Source organism: Pinibacter soli, from assembly GCF_029961145.1.
Classification (GTDB): domain Bacteria; phylum Bacteroidota; class Bacteroidia; order Chitinophagales; family Chitinophagaceae; genus Pinibacter; species Pinibacter soli.
Genome location: NZ_JASBRG010000007.1, coordinates 2,364,937 through 2,387,098, shown reverse-complemented (window position 1 = coordinate 2,387,098; position 22,162 = coordinate 2,364,937). Strand labels below are relative to the sequence as shown.

General features: G+C 39.8%; 19 protein-coding genes. 11 read left to right on the top strand and 8 right to left on the bottom strand.

The annotated features are described in order from the left end of the window. Positions 1-8: 8 nt before the first annotated feature. Both lon and QJ048_RS20055 read right to left on the bottom strand, forming a co-directional pair. On the bottom strand, positions 9-2,411 hold the full coding sequence (gene lon / locus QJ048_RS20060) for an endopeptidase La (RefSeq protein WP_282336210.1): 2,403 nt from the start codon (positions 2,409-2,411) through the stop codon (positions 9-11). Between the two features lie 346 nt (positions 2,412-2,757). Continuing rightward, positions 2,758-3,348 (bottom strand): porin family protein, encoded by a 591-nt coding sequence (locus QJ048_RS20055; RefSeq protein WP_282336209.1) that lies wholly within the window; start codon positions 3,346-3,348, stop codon positions 2,758-2,760. Positions 3,349-3,607: 259 nt separating this feature from the next. On the opposite strand from QJ048_RS20055, the gene QJ048_RS20050 reads away from it, so the two are divergent. Together QJ048_RS20050 and QJ048_RS20045 are read left to right on the top strand one after the other, a co-directional pair. Next, positions 3,608-3,814 carry a hypothetical protein gene (locus QJ048_RS20050; protein WP_282336208.1) on the top strand — a complete coding sequence of 69 codons (207 nt, stop codon included), beginning with the start codon at positions 3,608-3,610 and terminating at the stop codon, positions 3,812-3,814. Then, positions 3,804-4,133, top strand: a complete 330-nt coding sequence (locus QJ048_RS20045; RefSeq protein WP_282336207.1) for a type II toxin-antitoxin system RelE family toxin — start codon at positions 3,804-3,806, stop codon at positions 4,131-4,133. The genes QJ048_RS20050 and QJ048_RS20045 overlap by 11 nt, the downstream gene beginning before the upstream one ends. 164 nt (positions 4,134-4,297) lie before the next feature. On the opposite strand, the gene QJ048_RS20040 is transcribed toward QJ048_RS20045, so the two are convergent. Both QJ048_RS20040 and QJ048_RS20035 read right to left on the bottom strand, forming a co-directional pair. Continuing rightward, a complete protein-coding gene (locus QJ048_RS20040; protein WP_282336206.1) occupies positions 4,298-5,545 on the bottom strand; it encodes a metallophosphoesterase in 1,248 nt (415 codons plus the stop codon). Positions 5,546-5,742: 197 nt separating this feature from the next. Beyond that, the gene (locus QJ048_RS20035; RefSeq protein ID WP_282336205.1) at positions 5,743-6,243 is read right to left on the bottom strand and encodes an NADPH-dependent FMN reductase; all 501 of its coding nucleotides are present in this window, start codon (positions 6,241-6,243) and stop codon (positions 5,743-5,745) included. A gap of 180 nt (positions 6,244-6,423) precedes the next feature. Between QJ048_RS20035 and QJ048_RS20030 the strand changes: the two genes are divergently transcribed. The 6 genes from QJ048_RS20030 (at position 6,424) to QJ048_RS20005 (ending at position 11,301) form a co-directional block, all read left to right on the top strand. Further along, positions 6,424-7,104 carry a metal-dependent hydrolase gene (locus QJ048_RS20030; RefSeq protein ID WP_282336204.1) on the top strand — a complete coding sequence of 227 codons (681 nt, stop codon included), beginning with the start codon at positions 6,424-6,426 and terminating at the stop codon, positions 7,102-7,104. A 247-nt stretch (positions 7,105-7,351) separates the two neighbouring features. Then, positions 7,352-8,170 carry a ParA family protein gene (locus tag QJ048_RS20025; protein ID WP_282336203.1) on the top strand — a complete coding sequence of 273 codons (819 nt, stop codon included), beginning with the start codon at positions 7,352-7,354 and terminating at the stop codon, positions 8,168-8,170. A gap of 145 nt (positions 8,171-8,315) precedes the next feature. Continuing rightward, entirely contained in the window at positions 8,316-9,263 is a 948-nt protein-coding gene (locus QJ048_RS20020; protein ID WP_282336202.1) for a ParB/RepB/Spo0J family partition protein, read from the top strand. A gap of 5 nt (positions 9,264-9,268) precedes the next feature. Further along, positions 9,269-9,940, top strand: coding sequence for a DUF5683 domain-containing protein (locus tag QJ048_RS20015; protein ID WP_282336201.1), 672 nt, complete (start codon positions 9,269-9,271; stop codon positions 9,938-9,940). 100 nt (positions 9,941-10,040) lie between these two features. Then, entirely contained in the window at positions 10,041-10,757 is a 717-nt protein-coding gene (dapB, locus tag QJ048_RS20010) for a 4-hydroxy-tetrahydrodipicolinate reductase (protein WP_282336200.1), read from the top strand. A 130-nt stretch (positions 10,758-10,887) separates the two neighbouring features. Beyond that, on the top strand, positions 10,888-11,301 hold the full coding sequence (locus QJ048_RS20005; RefSeq protein ID WP_217790479.1) for an RrF2 family transcriptional regulator: 414 nt from the start codon (positions 10,888-10,890) through the stop codon (positions 11,299-11,301). A 228-nt stretch (positions 11,302-11,529) separates the two neighbouring features. Here QJ048_RS20005 and QJ048_RS20000 read toward each other — a convergent pair whose 3' ends face one another. Further along, on the bottom strand, positions 11,530-12,750 hold the full coding sequence (locus tag QJ048_RS20000) for a peroxiredoxin family protein (RefSeq protein WP_282336199.1): 1,221 nt from the start codon (positions 12,748-12,750) through the stop codon (positions 11,530-11,532). A gap of 104 nt (positions 12,751-12,854) precedes the next feature. Then, positions 12,855-13,796, bottom strand: coding sequence for an NAD-dependent epimerase/dehydratase family protein (locus tag QJ048_RS19995; protein WP_282336198.1), 942 nt, complete (start codon positions 13,794-13,796; stop codon positions 12,855-12,857). Positions 13,797-14,007: 211 nt separating this feature from the next. Here QJ048_RS19995 and kdsA point away from each other — a divergent pair, with 211 nt between their 5' ends. Further along, positions 14,008-14,829, top strand: coding sequence for a 3-deoxy-8-phosphooctulonate synthase (gene kdsA, locus QJ048_RS19990; protein ID WP_282336197.1), 822 nt, complete (start codon positions 14,008-14,010; stop codon positions 14,827-14,829). A gap of 148 nt (positions 14,830-14,977) precedes the next feature. After that, on the top strand, positions 14,978-15,430 hold the full coding sequence (locus QJ048_RS19985) for a lysozyme inhibitor LprI family protein (RefSeq protein WP_282336196.1): 453 nt from the start codon (positions 14,978-14,980) through the stop codon (positions 15,428-15,430). Positions 15,431-15,514: 84 nt separating this feature from the next. Here QJ048_RS19985 and QJ048_RS19980 read toward each other — a convergent pair whose 3' ends face one another. Then, positions 15,515-16,495 (bottom strand): helix-turn-helix transcriptional regulator, encoded by a 981-nt coding sequence (locus QJ048_RS19980; RefSeq protein WP_282336195.1) that lies wholly within the window; start codon positions 16,493-16,495, stop codon positions 15,515-15,517. A 311-nt stretch (positions 16,496-16,806) separates the two neighbouring features. Next, a complete protein-coding gene (locus QJ048_RS19975; RefSeq protein ID WP_282336194.1) occupies positions 16,807-17,028 on the bottom strand; it encodes a PspC family transcriptional regulator in 222 nt (73 codons plus the stop codon). 315 nt (positions 17,029-17,343) lie between these two features. On the opposite strand from QJ048_RS19975, the gene QJ048_RS19970 reads away from it, so the two are divergent. Beyond that, complete coding sequence (locus QJ048_RS19970) at positions 17,344-22,050, top strand: translocation/assembly module TamB domain-containing protein (RefSeq protein ID WP_282336193.1); 4,707 nt, start codon at positions 17,344-17,346, stop codon at positions 22,048-22,050. Positions 22,051-22,162: the final 112 nt, after the last annotated feature.

Below are 22,162 nucleotides of genomic sequence, written 5' to 3'. Positions count from 1 at the left end.
TAAAATTTTTATGCCAAAGCAATATCAAGAACCTGTTGCATAGTTTTCACATAGTGGAACTTCAGGCCCTTAATGAAGCCGGATTCAATTTCCTGTACATCCTTTTCATTTTGCCAGCACATAACTATCTCTTTCAGGCCAGCTCTTTTTGCTGCCAGCACTTTCTCTTTAATGCCTCCCACCGGCAACACCTGACCCCTTAAAGTAATCTCGCCGGTCATTGCCAGGTAAGGCTTTACTTTCCTGGCCGTAAAGGCAGATGCAAGGGCCGTCATCATTGTAATTCCAGCGCTGGGGCCATCTTTTGGAACGGCTCCTTCTGGTACATGTATATGAACACTCCTCTTCGAAAAAAGATCGGAATGAATGCCAATTTTTTTTGCGTTTGATTGCAAATAGGTCAATGCAGTTGACGCACTTTCCTTCATTACATTGCCAAGGTTACCTGTCAACTTCAGTTCGCCTTTGCCATCGCTAAGACTTGTTTCGATAAATAAGATATCGCCGCCCACGTAAGTCCACGCCAAACCAACGGCAACGCCCGCCATATTTGCGGTTTTATATATCTCGTTACTATAGCGCGGCTTACCCAATATTTTTTCAATGTCTGTACCAGACACCGTTGAATCAACTTTGCCTTCTATCGCATAGTCTTTCGCCTTAGATCGCATGATACCTGCAAGCTGTCTGTCCAGTTCCCGCACGCCGCTTTCTCGTGTATAGTCCTCCACTACTTGTTGCAGCACTTTATCGCTCATTTTCAGATTCACACTTTTCAAACCGTGTGCTTCTTTTTGCTTTGGCAAAAGATGTCGTTTGGCGATCTCTACTTTTTCTTCCACCGCATAACCGCTGAGGTCAATTATTTCCAAACGGTCACGCAAAGCAGGTTGAATGTTCGCGATATTATTGGCAGTAGCGATAAACAAAACTTTACTTAAGTCGTACTCAAGCTCAAGATAGTTATCGTAGAAAGTATTGTTTTGCTCAGGATCCAACACTTCGAGCATAGCAGAAGAAGGATCGCCGCGAAAATCATTTCCTATTTTATCAATCTCATCCAGGATAATCACCGGGTTAGATGATTTTATTTTTCTGATAGATTGCAGAATACGGCCCGGCATCGCACCAATATAGGTTTTACGGTGACCACGTATTTCACTTTCATCGTGCAAACCACCAAGGCTCAGGCGAACATATTTTCTGTTGATCGCGTTTGCAATGCTTTTGCCAAGCGAAGTTTTACCAATACCGGGAGGACCTGCGAAACACAAGATCGGGCTTTTCATATCACCCTTTAGTTTCAACACAGCAAGGTATTCGAGAATGCGCTCCTTGATCTTCGCCATGCCAAAATGATCTTCATCTAATATCTTCTTTGCTTTCTTAAGATCATAGGAATCCTCAGTATATTCCTGCCACGGAAGATCAAGCATCAGATCAAGATGGTTGTACACTACGGAATAGTCTGGAGTAGTTGGGTGCATTCTTTCCAGCTTTTCGATACCTTTCTTGAACATTTCCTTCGCAGCTTCGGGCCATTTTTTTGCTTCGGCCTTTTTCTGCATTTCTTTCACCTCTTTGTCATTAGTATCACCGCCCAGCTCATCCTTAATACTCTTCAATTGTTGTTGAAGAAAATATTCACGCTGTTGCTTATCCAGCTCATTGCGTGTTTTGTTGGTCACCTTGTTTTTAAGTTCAGCAAACTGCAATTCCTTTTGCAGGATTTGCATCAAAAGGTCTGCGCGGGAATGAATATGGTTTATTTCCAGCAGTCTTTGTTTTTCTGCCAGCTCCGTATTCATGTTACTCGACACAAAGTGAATAAGGAAAGATGGATTCTCAATATTTTTTAAAATGATCGCTGCTTCTGAAGGAAGGTTGGGCGATAGTTGTATGATTTGTGTAGCCAGTTCTTTAATATTGGCTACATAAGCTTCAAAGTTCTGATCAGTTGGAGCCGGTTCTTCTTCCAGCAATTCAATTCTTGCCTTAAAGTAGGGGTCTTCTGCAGTAATCATAGAGGTTTTGAAACGCTTTTTCCCCTGTATTATCACCGTTGTGCCGCCATCGGGCATTTTGATCAGCTTCACAATTTTGGCAACCGTACCAATATCTTCAAGATCTGTAACCGCAGGATCTTCAACAGTGCTGTCTTTTTGCGCAATTACACCTATTAACTTGTCGGCTTTGTAAGCATCATTAACTGCTTTTATGCTTTTGTCTCTTCCAACAGTTATTGGCAGCACCACTCCGGGAAAAAGGACTGTATTGCGGAGTGGCAAGAGCGGTAGTTCATCCGGTATTGTCAATTCCGTCCCGTCATCCCCTTCATTCTCGTTTAAGGGAATAATGGGCATGAAATCCATATCATCTTCTGGCTTAAATAAAAAATTCGAACCTTTCATTATATATTAATTCATTAGTAATCAGCTGTTATGGGTGCATAATCAGCCGTAGTGACCCAAATACGAATTAGGCGTCAATATTTTTAAAAAGGTGACAAAATAACATCGCCTTTCTTAAAAAAACTAATTTTTGGATCACTCCTAAATTGTCAACTATGATGCCACGAAGAAAAATGAGAAAAAACGTCAGGAAATTGAAATAAATAAGAAATTAAAAAGAAAAAAGTAAAAATCAAAACGTTGTAACAGATTTTGCTGAATGTATGTTCACGTAATAATTGAAAAGGTCATTATCCGGTTACGGAAAATGACCTTCAGGCATTTTTATTCTTACTTTTTCTTTCGACTACAAAAAACGCCATCCAAGGCTCACCTGGAATCCTGTATTCTTCCATTCCTCAGGTTTTGAAGTATTATTGATATTGTTCAAACCGGTATACCATCTGCCTGTTACTTTGAAAGTAGCAATGTTAAGTTGAAGGCCCAATAAAAGACTCAGATCTCCTCCCTTAAAAGCATTCTCGATGGTTTGAGTAAGATGCTCATTTTTGTTTGTCAAAATACCGGCCTGCAAACCGCCTTGTAAAGTGAGTGGTTTTACAACGTTGTAATTGATTAGCACAGGTACAGAAAGATAGTTAAGCTTTACATCTTTAAAATTGTTTGGATCGTAAACATCGCTCGGCTGATTGGCCACTTTTGCACCGTATTGATTAAAGAGAAGTTCTGGCTGAATGCCCCATTTTTGGGAGAAATTGATAATGCCGAACAAACCAGCCTGATAACCATAATTGAATTCGTCTTTAAAAGATTCGCCTGTCACCTTGGTGATGTTGGCGCCCGCTTTGATGCCAAACTGAAATCCCTGCGCATGCGTAGAAAAAGATAATAAGGTAAGTATACATGCCAGCAGGATAAAGGTTATTTTAGTTTGCATTTGGTTGTATTGTTTACGATATGGAGGCAAAGATTATACCACTACAAAGCCTCACTGTGACAGTACAACATATTAGGAAGCGAAAGGTTCGCCAAGGTAGGATGTAGGGTGTATTTTGCGAAGGAACGCTTTTGTGACTTTTGTGATTAGCAAATCGTGCATTGATACTTAGTTTGAACAGAGCAAATAGCGATGCCTTTTAATTTTATCCTATCCGTATGAAAAGATGTAATAAATTTAGGCTTGTAAAATTGTGACCATGAAAGTGCTATTAGATATTCCAGATAACAAAGCTGCATCTTTGATGGATGTTTTGAAAAGTATTTCTTACGTAAAAGCAAAACCCCTAACCGATGCCAAAGCATTGCTAATGGGAGAACTAAGGGATGCGGTAGAAGAAATGAAATTAGTTAGAGCTGGCAAAAAGAAGGCTCGTAACGCCGACGATTTTTTGAATGAGTTATAAAGTCAAAACAACTACTGTTTTTGAAAAACAGGCAAAGAGACTCGTAAAGAAATATAGTTCCTTAAAAAAGGAATTATACACGTTGATTCAAGAGCTTAAGGAAAATCCCGAACACGGGATAGCTATAGGTAAAAGCTGTTTCAAGATCAGAATCGCCATTTCTTCAAAAGGCAAAGGTAAAAGTGGCGGAGCAAGAATTATTACAAATTTCATTATAACCGATAATACTGTTTATTTAATTGCCATTTACGACAAATCTGAACAAGATAGTTTAACCGATAAAGAGCTAACTGAACTACTAAAATATCTTCCAGAATAAGATTTTGGCATGCAGATGACGCTGATTTAACTGATTTATGCTGATCTTGCGTGAGCGATTTTCTTTATACAAGACAGTAAGACCAGTTAGTTTTGCTGTCTTGTATAAAGAAAAAAATCAGTGCCAATCAGTTAAATCAGCGTCATCTCCGCGCCAAAATCTCTCTACACGAACTCTATCACTGTGATCTCAGGCAATATTCCAACACGACCGGGATAGCCGATAAACCCATAGCCTCTGTTCACATATAATTTTTGCTTTTCTGTTTCATACAAACCCGCCCATTGCTTGTACATGTACTGAACAGGACTCCATTTAAAACCGGGCAATTCCACACCGAACTGCATGCCGTGTGTATGTCCGCTCAACATAAGATCGATGTCGCTGTATTTGGGAATTACTTCTGCGTCCCAATGGCTCGGGTCATGACTCATCAATATTTTGAAAGGATATTTTTCTGTACCCGCATAAGCTTCACTCATTTTACCATATTTAGGGAAACGTCCTTTGGCACTCCAGTTTTCAATACCTATTAAAGCGATTTGTTCGCCGCCTCTTTCAAGTGCCACGTGCTCGTTCATTAGCAAACGCCAGCCAAGGTTGGCATGAACCACTTTCAGGTTTTCGAGGTTTTGTCTTTTTGCTTCCGGACTGTCCCATGCCACGTAATCGCCGTAATCATGATTGCCAAGCGTAGAAAACACACCCATTGGAGCTTTTAATTTGCCAAAAACATCCATGTAGTTTTTCATCTCTGTCGCACGATCATTAACAAGATCACCGGTGAATAAGATAAGATCCGGTTTTTCGTGCATTATTTTTTCAACGCCTCTTTCCACCGCGGCTTTATCATTAAAACTACCCGAATGAATATCGCTGATCTGTACCACTTTCAAACCTTTAAAAGATACAGGCAAATTCGTGTAGGAAAGTTTGATCCTGTTTACATGATAGTGATACTTGTTGCGGAAGCCATATACCAACGAACCAAACAAAGTGCCGCTGGCGGCAAGCCCGAGCCAGCTTATAAACACAGATCGTGTAATGCCTTCGTCGCCTGTTGTGATAGCAACTGTCGGACTACTGAACAGTTTTCCGATGCTCCACATCATCAATCTCCTCACGTCATCTACGAGGAAAAAGATGGAACCAACCACTTTAGAAAAAAACAAGCCGATCAATATTGCAAACGTATAACTGCGCAATGACTTGGGCCAGTTTTCTGTATTCAGATACGGCATCAGCAAAATAAAAAGGAAGGTGCAGGCGGATAAAAACCAATAAATGGAAAATAAAATGATCCGCGTACGATTGGCGGAGTTTTGGGTAACAGTTTTTAAAGCTTGAAAAACGTAAATATCAATAACTACGATAATTGCCAATAAGATCCAGGCAAAGCCGGAATTGCGCATAGAGATAATTTATAAGTAAAAAGGTAAAAGTAAAAAGTCAAAATCGCCACAAACCTTTGAATTTTTACTTTTAATTTATTCGATAGACGATTGAGATCGAATAATATTTTAAGAAGGTGAAAGTTGTAGGGGCGAATCGCATTCGCCCAAAAGTAAAAACCGTGCGCGACTGTTTTTACTTTTGATTTTTGAATTATCTAAAACTCTATAAACTCGTCCAGCTGCTGATTAATAACCTTGACCGTAGCCGGATCAGTAATTTTCCCCTCTGCATCCAATAATCTGTCTACAATGGAAATAGGTAGTTTGTTAGGATGAACGATCACTTTTACATAATGCAGAATACCGGTAAAGTGTTCCATACCACGTAAGTTTCCGGCGCGGCCAGTCGATACGCCCGCTAGCAGCGCTTTTTTCCCCCACCACACATTCTTAATGTCGGAAATATCGATTAATGATTTCAAAACGCCGGGAATGCTGCCGTTGTATTCCGGGGCTATGAAAATAAATTTCTTCGCTGGGATCAAAATAGTTTTCTCCAATTGGATCATCGCCGGACTTCTGTGATTTACGTCCATATTTTCCAGCGATAAAAAGTTTGGTTCAATCCCTTTTTGGCGCAGGAAATAATCGTACTGACGTGCAATCTTTATCGTGTTACTATCCGCTCTGTTGGTACCGGATATAATGGTATACATGTAGAAAAAGAAAATTTAATTATAAAGATAGGTTATTAGTTGTTAGTTGATTGTTGTTAGTTATCAGGCTTTAATGAAGGCTAGTTAAAATTGAACACCAACAACTAACAACTATCAACCAACAACTATAATTCCTATTTTTGTCAGCCTGCAAAAACATGGCTTCTTAAACATAGAATTATGCAAATAACATATTACGGACATAGTTGCTTTTCAGTAGAAATTAAAGGGAAACACCTTTTATTTGATCCATTCATTACACACAATGAGCTGGCGAAAAAAATAGATGTAAACAGCATAAAGGCAGATTATATTTTGCAGTCTCATGGTCACGGAGATCATATTGCAGACACTGTTGGAATTGCTAAAAGAACAGGGGCGAAAGTTATTGCAGCCTACGAAATCCACGAATGGCTAAATAAGCAGGGTGTTGAAAACACGCATCCGATGAACACCGGAGGTAAATGGAACTTTGGCGAGTTCACGGTGAAATGTGTAGTGGCTCACCATTCGAGCGGTTTGCCCGATGGCTCATATGGTGGAAATCCTCTGGGTTTTGTGATCACCAGTGAAGAAGGGGACTTTTACTACGCTGGTGACACAGCTTTAACACTTGATATGCAGCTTATTCCACGTTGGGGAAAATTAAAATTTGCATTCTTACCTATTGGTGACAACTTTACTATGGATGCCACGGATGCTGTGGAAGCTTCAAATATGTTAAAATGTGATAAAGTGATAGGCATGCACTATGATACGTTCGGATTTATCAAAATAGACAGGGAAAAAACATTACAGTTGTTTAAAGAAGCGGGAAAAACACTGCTGTTGCCTGGTATTGGGGAAACGATTGACGTGTAAATCGTGAAATGAGAATGGTGAATCGTCAATGCGGTGTCTTCGAAGTTGAGCAACCCAATTCACGATAGTTGTTGTTGAATTCTAAAAATCTGGTTTTTAAATCCTTACGCAAGTTTTTAATTTGAAATTTTAATTTCAAATTGCGGAAGGAATATAATATTTTACATTTGCGGCCCGGAACAGGGAAACGCACATAGAGCCAGATAATTATCTGGCTCCGTAGAAAGTAATTAAGTAATAAGTAAATATGGCAAGAATAATTGGTGTAGCGAATCAAAAAGGTGGGGTAGGAAAAACAACTACTGCTATTAACCTTGCAGCAAGTTTTGCGGTGCTCGAGTTCAAGACTTTGCTGGTGGATGCAGATCCGCAGGCTAATAGTACCACCGGTGTTGGATTCGACCTGCATAATATTACGCAGGGACTCTACGATTGCATGGTTAACGAAACACCTGCGCGGGACGTAATCCTGAAAACTGAAATTCCTAATCTGGATGTAATTCCTTCTCACATTGACCTTGTTGGTGCTGAGATAGAAATGATCAACTATCCTAACAGGGAAAGTGTATTGAAAGCCATATTGGAGCCGGTAAAATCAGAATATGATTTTATTATCATCGACTGCTCGCCATCCCTTGGTCTTATTACTGTAAATGCTTTGACGGCTGCGGATTCCGTGGCGGTTCCCGTTCAAACAGAATTTTTCGCCCTTGAAGGTTTGGGCAAATTATTAAATACAATCAAGATCGTGCAAAACCGCTTGAATCCGGACCTGCAGATTGAGGGTATATTAATGACGATGTACGATGGCCGTTTACGTTTATGCAACCAGGTGGTAAGTGAAGTGCGCCGTCACTTCGATGATCTTGTTTTCAGCACGATCATTCACCGTAATTCCAAATTAAGCGAAGCGCCAAGTGTGGGCAAGCCTTCTATTTTGTATGATGCCTTCAGCAAAGGATCGGTTAACTACCTCAACCTTGCTAAGGAAATTTTGCAGAAAAACAACATGACCAAGATATCCCAGGAAGAAAGGATCATTGGGGCAGGCGACGAAGAAGAATAAATAAGATTTAAGTAATAAGTTATGAGTTATCAGTTGTAAGTTTTGAGTGATGCGTTGTAAGGCCAATAAATGAATTTGTGATAGCCTGGCAGCCCCGCAACTTTCAACTTTCAATTTTCAACTTTCAATTTTCAACTCTAAAAAAATGAGTGACCAGAAAAAACAACCAGGTAACAATCCAAAAGGTAATAAAGAATTATTAGGGAAAGGCATCCGTTCGTTGCTACAGGGCATCGATGCTGACCTGAAAACAGCTGCCGGAACGCATTTGAAGAATAATGTAGTGGAAGCGGCGACTGGGATTTTACGTATTCCGATTGAGCAGATCGAAACCAACCCAAAACAACCACGTCACGATTTTGATGAAAAAGCGCTGAATGAATTGGCGGCTTCTATCAGGATCCACGACATTATACAGCCGATCACTGTTTCTAAATTACCTACTGGAAAGTACAGGTTGATTTCTGGTGAGCGCCGTTACCGCGCTTCTAAAATTGCAGGTTTGAAAGATTTGCCTGCATACATCCGTCTGGCAAACGACCAGCAATTGCTGGAACTTGCGCTGCTGGAGAACTTGCAACGCGAAGATCTCAATGCCATAGAAATTGGTTTGAGCTATAAACGCATGATGGAAGAGCTTTCCCATACGCAGGAAGAAGTTGCAGAACGCATGGGTAAAGAAAGAAGTACCGTTTCAAACTATATCCGTCTTTTAAAATTGCCACCAGATGTGCAGGTTGCCGTTCGCAACGGAGAGATCAGCATGGGCCACGCAAGAGCCTTGATCAACATTGATGCAGTAGATAAGCAGCTATATATTTTCGGAGAAATTAAAAATAAAGGTCTTTCCGTAAGACAAACCGAGGAATTGGTTCGTAACGCTTACAAGGAAGGAGGCGCTGCTGTTAAAGTTGCTTCAAAATCAACATTACCACCTACATATAAGAAAATAGAGGATAATTTAGCGTCTCATTTTGGCACCCGTGTAAAACTGAATCACAGCAAAAAAGGTAATGGAAGTATTACGCTGGAATACTATTCTTTACAGGAGTTCAACAAAATACTGGAACAATTAGGCGTGTCAGCTAACTAAAAAAAATGAAGTTTTACCGTTTTTTATTCGTTCTTCTATTTTTTACAGGAGCAAGTAATGCTGCATTCTGTCAGCAAGACACCCTGAAGATTACACATGATACCATCATCGCCAAAAAAAAGCCGGCTTCTTTGTACGGCGATTCGGCCATGATCCATGGTAAAATGAGAAAACACGACCCCAGCCAAGCTACATTACGCTCCGCAATAATACCGGGGTGGGGACAAGTATATAATCGCAGTTACTGGAAAGTGCCGATCGTTTATGCTGCCCTTGGCATTACCACTTATGTTTTTGTCGATAATATGAAGACTGTTCGGGATGCTAACTACGCAATCAAATATATGACTCCGGAAGATAGCGCCGGCACCAGTTACGATAATATCGCCCCGTATCTGAAACCGCTGGTAGACCAGGGGGATATCAATTCGGTACGCAACGTTAGGAACCAGTTCCGTCAATATGTCGATTATGCGGCATTGGTGTTCATTTTGTTTTGGGGATTGAATGTGGTAGACGCTACCGTAGATGCACACCTGAAACACTTTGATGTGACTGATGATTTGAGCATGAAAATTAAACCAAACATAGTTCCGCAAGTGGGAGGACAAACATTTGGTGTCAGCCTTGTGTTTGATATTCACAAAGGGAAGACGGCGCTGCGTGGTTTGCCGTAGGGGCGAATTGCATTCACACTGAGTCTCCGAATATCGGAGATTTTGTAATTACAGGAAATCTTAACAGGCGAATTCAATTCGCCCAAATAAACAAACTGTTATGAAAATTGCTTTAGTTGGTTATGGTAAAATGGGTAAAGCCATAGAAGAAATCGCTCTGAAAAGAGGTCACGAGATAGTTTTAAAGCTCGATATTGATAACCAACATGAGTTTACCAAAGAAAATCTTGCCAAAGCCGACGTTGCCATTGAATTTACAAGCCCGCACAGTGCTTACAACAATGTAAGTAAATTGCTGGAATGGAACGTGCCTACCGTGTGCGGCTCCACAGGCTGGCTGGACAAATGGGATACTGTAAGGAAATATACTGATGAAAATAATCGTGCGCTTGTTTACGCCAGCAACTACAGCGTGGGCGTCAATATATTTTTCGAAATAAACAAAAGACTGGCAGAATTGATGGCTCCCCACGCAGAATATGATGTGCGTTTAGAAGAAATCCATCATACTGAGAAAAAAGATTCTCCAAGCGGAACTGCGGTTTCCCTGGCTGAACAAATTCTGGAAAGAATTGCCCGCAAAACAAAATGGATTAATGAAGAAAGCGATAACGCCAGTGATCTGGTTATTCTAAGCGAAAGGGTTGATCCTGCTCCGGGAACCCACATCGCCTTATATACATCCGCGATCGACGATATAGAAATTATTCATACGGCCCACAACAGAACCGGTTTTGCTACAGGCGCTGTATTGGCGGCCGAATTTGTTAAGGACAAAAAAGGTATCTTTAGCATGAAAGAAGTGTTAGGACTGTAGGGAAGGCAATAGGTTATAAGTTGTAAGTTATAAGTAGTAAGTAAATGAGAATGTCTTGCTGCTTCAAACTTTATGCTTATTGCTTATAACTCAAAACTTATAACTTAAAACTCATAACTCATAACTTCCAATGCTTTCGAAGAAAACACAATATGCATTCAAAGCCCTGATGTATCTGGCCCAACATGAGCATGAAGGCCCCGTACTCATTGCTGAAGTATCCAAGAAAAAGAAAATTCCGCTGAAGTTTTTGGAGAATATCCTTCTTGAATTACGAAAGGCCGGAATTCTTGATAGTAAGAAAGGAAAAGGGGGCGGCTATTTTTTCGCAATTGAACCAAAGAAGGTAAATCTTGCACAAGTCATGCGACTGCTGGATGGACCAATCTCTCTGCTGCCTTGTGTTAGCCTTAATTTTTATGAGCGTTGTAAAAATTGCGATGAAAAGAAATGTGGCTTAAATATGGCAATGGTACAGGTGAGAGATGCTACTTTGAAAATATTGGAAAAGAAAACTGTTGCGGACATTTCATTTCCGGAGTAAATAATTCAGATAATCTCTTTTAATAAAAACGGACCGCCTTAATGGTGGTTCTTTTTTTCCGGACATTTATTTTTTCGACTCATCCCTCAATGAATTGATTTCCTTTTCTTTCAATTTCAGCAGGCTCTTTAAAGTATCGATGTGATCATTCCGCAATTTGATTTGCTCTTAAATCAAATGTGACGCCATCTGTTTAAAATACTATTTCCCCATTTCACTCCTTAACCTTCAATTCAACAATTCATCAATGATTCTGTTAAATTCTTTTTTGTATTCATCATAATGTACACCTGTTCCAGGGCCATTAAAGCCAGTATCGATCTTTTTTACTTTGCCATCTTTTCCAACGAACACAGTAGAAGGAAACGTCATGATAGGAGTAAGCTGCGGTAATGTTTTTTGCGTACGTAAAGTGTCGTTTGCTCTAACACCGGTGATCAATATTGGATATTGTACATTGAAACGTTCCTGAAATTTGCGGAGACTTTTTTGCGAACGCTGATAATCTTCGCTGTACTCATATGCAAGCGCTACCATTTCAATACCGCGGTTTTTATTCTTGTCGTAAAACCTACTTAAGAAAGCAGTTTCATCCATGCAATTCGGGCACCAGCTTCCCATTATTTGAATAACAACAACCTTGTTTTTAAATCTTTCATCATTGATCGAAACCTTTACGCCCTCAAGGTCTGTAAAAGAAAAATTAAGTTTATCCTCTCCTGATCTTACATACATCGCAGCTTCATTTTGTGGCAAAGTTGCGGTATCATTTTTTTCGGCTATCCATGACTGCTTGTAAGCCGGTCCTGAAACGAAAAGGCCGTCAGACAGATGTTTGGCATCTTTTATTTTGGCAGAAAAATAATAGGCATGTCCACCATCAAAGCCAGACATCTGCAAAAAATCATTATTCACCACACCTTCCTGGAATCTGTAATCACCTGTAGTAGTTAGAAAAGTGCCGGTTACTTTTTGTCCTTTCTGTACAAGTTCGGCTATAGCTTGTTCATTGCCGTCAGCAGATGAAAAGGTTGTCGCCCATCTGCCGCTTATATTGTGAGATGCTTTGGCTGTAATAGGGTAACGATCTGTTTTGCCATATACTGCTTTAAAAGGAACGACAAGATTTTTTGCAGACGATCCGCGAATCCAAAGTCCGGCAAGCTCCCCATTATTAATAACTTTCAATCTGAACTGCGATTCAAAAAAAGGCATGTTGATAAAACAGGAATCTCCTGCGAAACTGATATCCTTTACTTCAAGTCTTTCTGCAGCATTATGAATAATAAACACACTTTTGCCTTGCACCTGCTTTACATCAAAGTTGAAAGCGATCTCATTGCCATCCGTTCTTTGCAAGACTCCCCGCCAAACACCATTTTTTAGCGTTTGTCCATAAACGGTAGTTATAAACAGCGTAACGGTTAAAAAGGTGATTATTTGTTTCATAGCTATGTAATTATTGAATAACTGAGTAACTGAATAACTGAGAGCGGCCGAAACAGCTGAAAGTTGCACATAGAGTTCAGTTATTCAGTTACTCAGTTATTCTGTTATTTGAGATTCTCCAACATATCACCAGTCATTTTCTCCAAATCATATTCATGCTTCCAATTCCAGTCATTGCGTGCAACACTGTCATCAATGCTTTGGGGCCAGCTGTTGGCAATTGCCTGGCGGCTGTCTGGCTTATAGGAAATTTCAAAATCAGGAATGTGCTTTTTAATGCAGGCCGCAATTTCTTTTGGTGAAAAGCTTATTGCGGCAACGTTATACGATGTGCGGATAGAAATTTTTTCTTTGGGCGCTTCCATCAGTTCGATTGTTGCACGAATCGCATCTGGCATGTACATCATTGGCAGATAGGTGTCTTCTTCAAGAAAGCAGTCGTATTTTTTTTCTTCCAATGCCTCATGGAAAATTTCAACAGCATAGTCTGTCGTGCCGCCGCCCGGAGCAGATTTATAACTGATCAAACCGGGATAGCGAATGCTTCTTACATCTACGCCATAACGCTGGTAGTAATAATTGCACCAGAATTCTCCTGCGTACTTACTGATGCCATACACGGTGGAAGGTTCTATGATAGTTTGCTGGGGGCAATTTTGCTTTGGCGAAGTTGGCCCAAAAACCGCAATGCTGCTCGGCCAGTATACTTTATGCAATTTCTCTTCCCTGGCGATATCAAGCACATTCAAAAGACTTTGCATATTCAGGTGCCACGCAAGGTTCGGATTTTTTTCACCTGTTGCCGAAAGGATCGCGGCCAGCAAATAGACCTGCGTGATATTTTGACGAATTACCTGCACGTGCAACATTTCCTTGTTCATCACGTCCAGCGTTACATAAGGACCGGTGCCTTTAAGCAATTCATTTTCCTCACGCATATCCGAAGCGATCACGTTCGATCCGCCATAGATATTCCGTAAGGCTAACGTAAGTTCTACGCCTATCTGTCCGCAAGCGCCTATTACTAAAATTTTCTCTTTAACCATGTTTAATTGTTTCGTGTGCAAACCTATGATAAATTTGAAAATGTGGTAATTTGAAAATTTGAAAATGCTTTTTGCGCTGGGTGTTTATTGGAATTTTGCTTCTAGCGAGTATTAATTTAGTCTTGGGTCTAACACAGAGGAACAATTTTCAAACTAACACATTTTCAAATTCTCATATTTTCAAATTTTCAAATTGAGTACATTTGTAAACATGGAACAATTCTTAAAAGATGCATTTGCTAATCAGCAATACGACGAGAAAAATTTCTTTTTGATAGCGGGGCCTTGTGTGGTAGAAAGTGAAGAACTTGTAATGGAAGTGGCAGACAAGGTTTTTGGTATTTGTAAAAAACTAGGGATCCCTTATATTTTTAAGGCCTCTTATAGAAAGGCCAACCGTACCAGCGGTAGCTCTTTCACCGGTCTGGGTGATGAACTGGGCCTGGATCTAGTGGCAAAAACGGGTAAACATTTTCAGCTTCCCACAACGAGCGACATTCATTCAGCTATTGAAGCGCCTTTGGCAGCGGAGTTTGTGGATGTACTGCAGATACCTGCCTTTCTTTGCAGGCAAACAGACTTGCTGGTGGCTGCCGCAGAAACAGGAAAAATTGTAAACGTTAAGAAAGGACAGTTTCTTAATGGTCCTTCAATGAAGTTCGCAGTAGAAAAAATACAGAAGGCCGGTAACAATAAAATTATCCTAACAGAAAGAGGAACAACTTTCGGCTACCAGGATCTGGTAGTAGATTACAGAAATATTCCGTGGATGAAAGATCATGGTGTACCTGTGGTGATGGATTGTACGCACAGCTTACAGCAGCCAAACCAAACCAGCGGTGTAACTGGTGGTAACCCTCAACTGATTGGAACCATTGCAAAAGCAGCAATTGCTACCGGCGCAGATGGACTGTTCATTGAAACGCATCCCAATCCGGCAGTAGCGAAAAGTGACGGAGCAAACATGCTGAGATTGGATTTACTGGAAGGGTTGCTCGAACAATTGGTGAAATTGAGAAAAGCAGTAATTTAGGGGTAGTATAATTTGAGAATTTAAAAATTTGGTAGAAATGCGTTCTGTGACGCGTTTCTACCAAATTTTTCTCTCAAAATGTGTTGATTTGAAGTCTTGGAATTGCTTATACGATCCATTTTCAAATTCTCAAGTTGAATTCGCCTCTATGGCCCCAAAACTCATAATTGTTCTTGCGGGATTTTGCTATCTGTCATTTGTTGCGTTTGGACAAACGCGAAAAGTCATCGACTCCGTTGACGTTAAATACAAGGTGTGCCTTGATAACGGCCGCCAGACATTTGCGTGTGCAAAAAAATATTACTGTCAGATGGATAGCCTGGTAAATGCTTTTTATCATACCATTTACAACTCGCTTGATACAACAAAGAAATCGGAATTTAAAAAGAATGAAATTGAATGGCTGAATAAGAGAGATAAATATTTTAAGAAAACCTATCTCAGCTTTAAGAAAGACAATCCATACCAGGAGCCGTTTACAAAACCTAAAGGTGCAGAATACGATGCGATGATAATGTTTGATAAGAATGCGAAGTATGTAAGAGACAGAGTCATAGCACTGGCGAAAATGCTGGACAAGATAAACAAGCTGAAAACCTGACCAATTGGCAATTATATAAAACATTGAAGCCCCTGGAAAGGGGCTTCGCATTTTTAAACAACACCATTGAACCTTAAAACTTACCTATTTGTTAACCAGCATTTGGCTGGGTAATACTCCATGGATTTTTTTGAACGCTGCGGCAAAGTGGCTGATATTCTGGTAGCCTACTTTTTGTCCTACCTGCTTCACGGTATAACTACCGGTTAGCAAGATGTCTTTTGCTACATGCATGCGGTGATTTTGATAATATTCATACACCGGCAGCCCAAAAATTGACTTAAAAGATCTTTTTAATTTGGTAGCGCTCATCGCGGCCATTTTTGCCAGATCATCAATTGTTGGCGTTTCCTCAAATAAACCGTTGACCAGTTTATTTTCAACTTCTGCAAGCCTTTTAAGCTCTTCAGCAGTAAGGTGTTTTTCTCTTTCTACACCGTTTAGACCCAGATAATGCTTTGTGAAGAATTTTTCGATCAGCAGCATAACGCGGTTGCCAATGAATAGCTCTCGTAAAGGGGTCTTGAGTTTGGGATCAAATAATTTATTGATTATAATCCTGTACTCGGTATCCATAAGTTGTAAATGCTGCTTTTGAAAAGGTATTCCGCGCAAATGTTCCAGCATTATACCCGACTCTGTGGTTTCAGCAAAATGCTGCATCCAGGCCAGAGGCATTATTACACTTACAGATCTCACGTGCCCTGCGGGCACATAATATTGTGCATTATTTAAAGAACTTCTTAAATACACTCCTGTCTGCAGGAGAATGAAATCGTCCGGTTGTTGATCTTTTTTATCATCGGTTTCCGGATTTGATTCCTGGAAATTCAGAACATAAAATTCTTCATCTACGATTCCGACTTCCAGCACCAGGCCATGACGTAGAGACGTCTCTGCCATAAGTACACTTAATCCATTTCCGAGATCTATACCTTTCACGAATCCACTTCCCAGCGACTCAGGTAATTCAAACTCATTGTTTTTGATTTCTAGATCAAACGCGCCGGCTACGCCATGCACAAAGTCTGAATAATTATGATATCGGATAGAGAATCGGTTCACTTTACAAAGGGTTTAGATTTTTACTCATGTTTAGTTATTGTAAGAAATATATTCTTATGATAACTCGCTTCTCACGGACTTTCTGGATCAATTAAAAACGGGCCAAACCTTATTCCTTATTCACAGTGCAAAGATACTTACACATGCGTGGAACTCTGTAACCGATAAAGTCTCATGTTTATCCAAAACGGACTTTTAACGAAATTGCTTTAACAAGTAATTTTGAAATGGCATGCAACCATTTGAAGAAGAGAGGAGAAGATACTGTAAATTAATTTAATTTGTCTGCAACCGATTGCTGCAACTTATGCTTACAGATACTTAAGTGGATTGCGTTTAGCGGCAAACATATACTTTTTGAGGTTGATCCAAAAAGCATAAATAAGGTAGAAAATGATAGGAGAACCCATTGTAAGAAGGGAAGCATAGATAAAAAAACGACGAATGGAAGACGTTGCGATTCCCATTTTTTCACCGAGGTACGAGCAGACACCGAAAATGTGCCATTCAATGAAATGTTTCAATGATTTCATAGAGGCTAAATTAACTAAAATAATAAAACCGAGAAATACGGTTTGTTAAAGCAATGTCATTTTGAAGATGTTTTGACTGCAAAAGCTATTTTGGTCATGAAACGAAGTGGGAAGGAGCCAATCAAGTAAACTTTCACAGGATAATTGGCTTTTTTTTGGATTAGCTGTTAAACTTAAAGCCTTTTCTGGTATCGAATTTGCTCATTATCATCGTTTAAGTATTTTTACAATTACAATCCCCATTTACTGAAAAAGGCCCGGAAAATAATTGGATATTTCTTTCTGTCGCTGCTGGTAATCTTATTACTGGCATGGGTGCTTATTCAGACTTCTTTGGTTCAAAACTGGATTATAGGTAAAGTTACCAAACGACTTTCCAAAGAATTAAATACCACAGTTCAGATCAAGCATGTGGATTTCAGTCTTTTTGACAAGATGCTGCTGGAAGGGACACTTGTAAAGGATCATAACAAAGACTCATTGTTATATGCAGGTGTCGTGGAAGTAAACATCAATAATTGGTTTTTTTTGGGTGAAGATGTTAATCTTAAATATATCGCGCTCAAGGATGCAAGCATTTTTCTGCACCGTACCGACTCGGTTTGGAACTACCAGTTTCTTGTAGATTACTTAACGCCATCTCAGCCAGATACATCGACCAAGAAAAGTTCAATTGTTTTAAATCTCCAGAAAATAGACTTGAAAAATCTTCACATTCTCAAGAAAGATGAATGGCGCGGCGAGGATATGGGTTTTTCGTTACAATCATTTGCACTTGTTACCAAGGAGTTTAATCTGAAAAAGAAGAGAATCGTTGTAGATAATATTGATCTTAATGAGCCGGTTTTTTCGATTTACAATTATGACGGAAGACGACCGCCCCGTGTAAAGAATCCTAATGACACGGTTGCTGTTTCGCATAAAATCAATCCTGACTCACTGCAGTGGAACGAAGCAGGATGGGACATTGCAGTAAACAAATTGACCCTTACAAAAGGGACTTTCAGAAATGATGTTTACACAAAACGTGATCCCTATCCATATTTCGATGGAGCACATATTTTGTTTGGACAAGTAAACAGTACATTTAAGAACATTCGTTTCAAAAAAGACACACTTTCTTGTCAGCTCACTTTAAGTACGAAAGAGAGAAGTGGTTTCCAGGTAAGCTCAATGAAAGCCGATGTGAAGTTTCATCCCAGAGCGATGGAGTTTCACAACCTTGATATCCGTACGCCTAAAAGCAGGCTGCGTAATTTTTACGCAATGCGATACAACGATTTTGATGACATGAGCGATTACATTAGCAAAGTTGTGATGGATGGGCACTTCAAAGATTCTGAGATTAACAGCGATGATATTGCGTACTTCGCGCCTGAACTGAAAAACTGGAAAAAGCAGGTGTATTTTACCGGCAATGTAAAAGGAAGTGTAGAAAATATGTCGGGCAAAAACCTGGAAGTCAAGGCTGGTAAAACAACTTATCTTAATGGGGATTTCAGCATGAAAGGCTTGCCGGATATTGAGCAAACTTTTATTTCGTTCAAGGCGAATGAACTCCGCACAACCTATGCAGATGCATCAACAATTTTTCCTGAGATAAAAGAAATAGATGAACCCAAACTGAGCAGTGTCCAAAATCTTAGGTTCAGAGGAAGTTTTAACGGTTACATACGCGACTTTGTAACGTTTGGCACGATTGAAACAAACCTGGGAAATCTAACGACTGACATTCACATGAAGCTTCCTGAAAAAGGATTGGCGATCTATTCGGGAAAACTTACAACAACCAATTTTGATTTGGGCTCTTTTCTTGATAACAAACAATTCGGAAAAGTTTCTTTTGACGGATCGGGAAAGGGTACGGCATTTACATTCCGCCAACTGGAAGCTTCTCTCGTAGGAAAACTTTCATCGATTGAGTTCAATAATTATGCTTATAAAAATATAACCGTTGATGGAAAGGTTGCGAAGCGTTTGTTTAATGGTCTTTTAATGATCAAGGATGAAAATATAGACGGCAACCTTGATGGCCTGGTTGATTTTTCTGGTGAAAAACCTCGCTTTGATTTTACTTCCACAATCGAGCATTCTAATCTTCAAAAATTAAACTTTACCCAAAAAGATATCGACTTTAACGGTCATTTCCGTTTCAATTTTGAAGGAGATAATATCGACAATTTCTTAGGTTCGGCACGTGTGTATGATGCATCTATTTTTAAAGAGGGGCAACGTATTTCGTTTGATTCATTAACCTTGTATTCAAGTGTGGTTGACAGCAATAAGACACTGGTGTTAATGAGTAACGAAATGGACGCAGCAATTGCCGGTCAATTTAATATTAAAAACTTGCCTGACGCTTTCCAAACATTTCTAAACCGGTATTACCCTAGTTACATAAGACCCTCAACAAAGAAACTGCAACAGGAAAAATTCAGCTTTGTAATTACTACAAGAGGTATCGAAGATTACATCGCATTGTTTACCGACAAGGTGAGTGGTTTTAATAATTCAACAGTTTCGGGAAGGATCAACAGCAGGGATAATGTGTTTGAAGTGACTTCTGACGTGCCGAAATTTTCTTATCGCAATGTCGCATTCAACGATGTGAAGATGACTGCCAGGGGGAATTTGGACAGTCTTTACTTAACTACAAATATTGGCGACACTTATGTAAACGACAGTTTGCATTTTCCTAAAAGTGCCATCAGTATCGTTTCTGCAAATGATATGTCCAGTGTGAAGATCGCTACTACGGCCAATCAAACATTAAACAATGCTCAGATCAACGCTGATGTGCAAACGCTTACAGATGGTGTTCGCATTAGCTTTAAGCCTTCCTCATTTGATATAAACGGGAAGAAATGGATTATTGATAATAATGGGGAACTCATCCTTAGCCGGGACTTCGTAATGACGGACGGGTTTCGTATTTACAGCGATGACCAGGAGATTTACCTGACTGCTTCTCCCGGAGATTCATCCAGTGCCAATACATTGAATGTTAGTTTGACAAAAATAAATATCGGCGATTTTGCGCCGTTCTTTGAGAAGGAAGTAAAACTGGAAGGATTATTAACGGGCGATGTAAACATTACTTCGCCATTTGGAAAAATGAAAATTGATGTAAATGCAAAGGCAGAGCAGTTTAGATTGGACAATGATTCAATTGGCGTTCTAAGCCTTGCTGCAGCATATGATGGCAATAAAAAAGAGGCTCCATTCTCTGTCGTTTCAGATAACCCCAACTATCAGTTTGATTTGCAGGGAATGTTTAATGTAGTAGACAGCACGACAGATAATTTGAATATCGTTACCAATCTTAAAAATACTGATATCCATCCGCTTGAAAAATATCTTGAAGGTATTGCGTCGCATCTGACAGGAAAAGCAACAGGGCAACTTACCATTACAGGCTCTCCGAAAAAATTAAAGTATCTTGGTAAAGTTGCGCTAGCCGATGGCGGAATGTTGATCGACTATACGAAATGTTACTACAAAATACCGAAAGCCAATGTCGATTTTGAAGATGGTGTGATCAACTTCGGAACGTTTACCATAAAGGATACACTCGGAAACACCGGAGAGGTGGTAGATAGTAAATTGTATCACCAAAGCTTCGATAATCTTGCGTTTGATTTCAGAGTGCGCTCAAACCATTTGCTGGTGCTGAATACAATAACAACGGATAATAAACAGTTTTATGGAACCGTTATTGGCAAGGTAAACCTGACATTATCCGGCCCGATGGATGAAATGGAGATGACGATAAAGGGAGAGCCAACGGATTCATCGAAACTCTATTTGCCAATGGCGTCATCTCACGAGAGTGAAACGGCAGATTTTATCGTATACAAAACATACGGTAAGGAAATGAAAGCAGAGGAGAGAGATAAATTTGGTACCAACCTGAATGTGTCAATGGATATCACTGCAAATAACTATGCCCACGTTTATCTCATTATGGATGAACTTACCGGCGATGTGATTGAAGCGCAGGGACATGGAAATATTAAGATGACAGTTGGCACAACAGAAGATCTCACTATGAACGGCCGTTATGAAATTGAAAGAGGAAATTATAATTTTAGTTTCCAGGGATTGAAAAGGTATTTTACATTGAGTCAAAACTCATCAAACTATATTTTGTGGAGTGGCAACCCGGCGCAGGCGATTTTAAATATCAATGCTGAGTATAAAGCGGAGAATGTTAAGTTCAACGATCTTGTAACAGCATTGATGCCTAGTCAAAGTTCAAATATAAAAGATCCGAATCGTTATCGTGGAACAGTATTGGTAGTTGCGCAAATTACAGAGAGGTTAACGGCGCCAAGGATTAAATTTGATATTGAACTTCCAGAGGGAGGAGCTACACAAAATGACCCAGAGTTACAAGCTTGCATTGCCTTGATCAGGCGTGACGAAAATGAAGTGAATAAACAGGTGTCGTTTCTTGTATTGTTCAATTCTTTTGCACCCGTTACCGCCAGCAAACAAGGCACAGTAGGAAACACCGTATTTGAAGGTTTGGTAATAAACAGCATATCAAGTTTTCTTTCCACCATGCTGACAAAAGAATTCTCAAGCATTTTCCAAAACGTGTTTAATGATCAAAGCTTGCGTATTACCATTAATGCCAGCTTGTACAACGCTTCAAGTACCGTGAACCCTACTGATCCGACTGAAGCAAACAGTTTTGCCATCCCTGACAGAACTAATTTTACATTCAGTGTAAATAAAAGTTACATGAACGAAAGATTGACGTTTATGTTGGGAAGCGCCTTCGACTTTGGATTAACTGCTGCACAGAGCCAGGCCGCATTCCAGTTTCTGCCTGACGTAAGTGTGGAATACAAACTTACTCCAGACGGCAAATTCCGATTAACATTCTTCTATCGCGATAACTACAGTTATATTGCCGGTAAGGCAAAAAACCGCTCTGGCGTTAGCTTCTCTTACCGTAAAGAATTTAATAAAGTGAACGAGATATTTAAGAGTACGAAGAAGGTGACGGCGAACTGACGAATTAATAATTAATAATTAATAATTAATAGGTGGGACAGACAGCAGAATATAAGCTTTCCTCTTACTAAATATACAAGGGCAGCATTCATTAATGAGTGCTGCCCTTGTA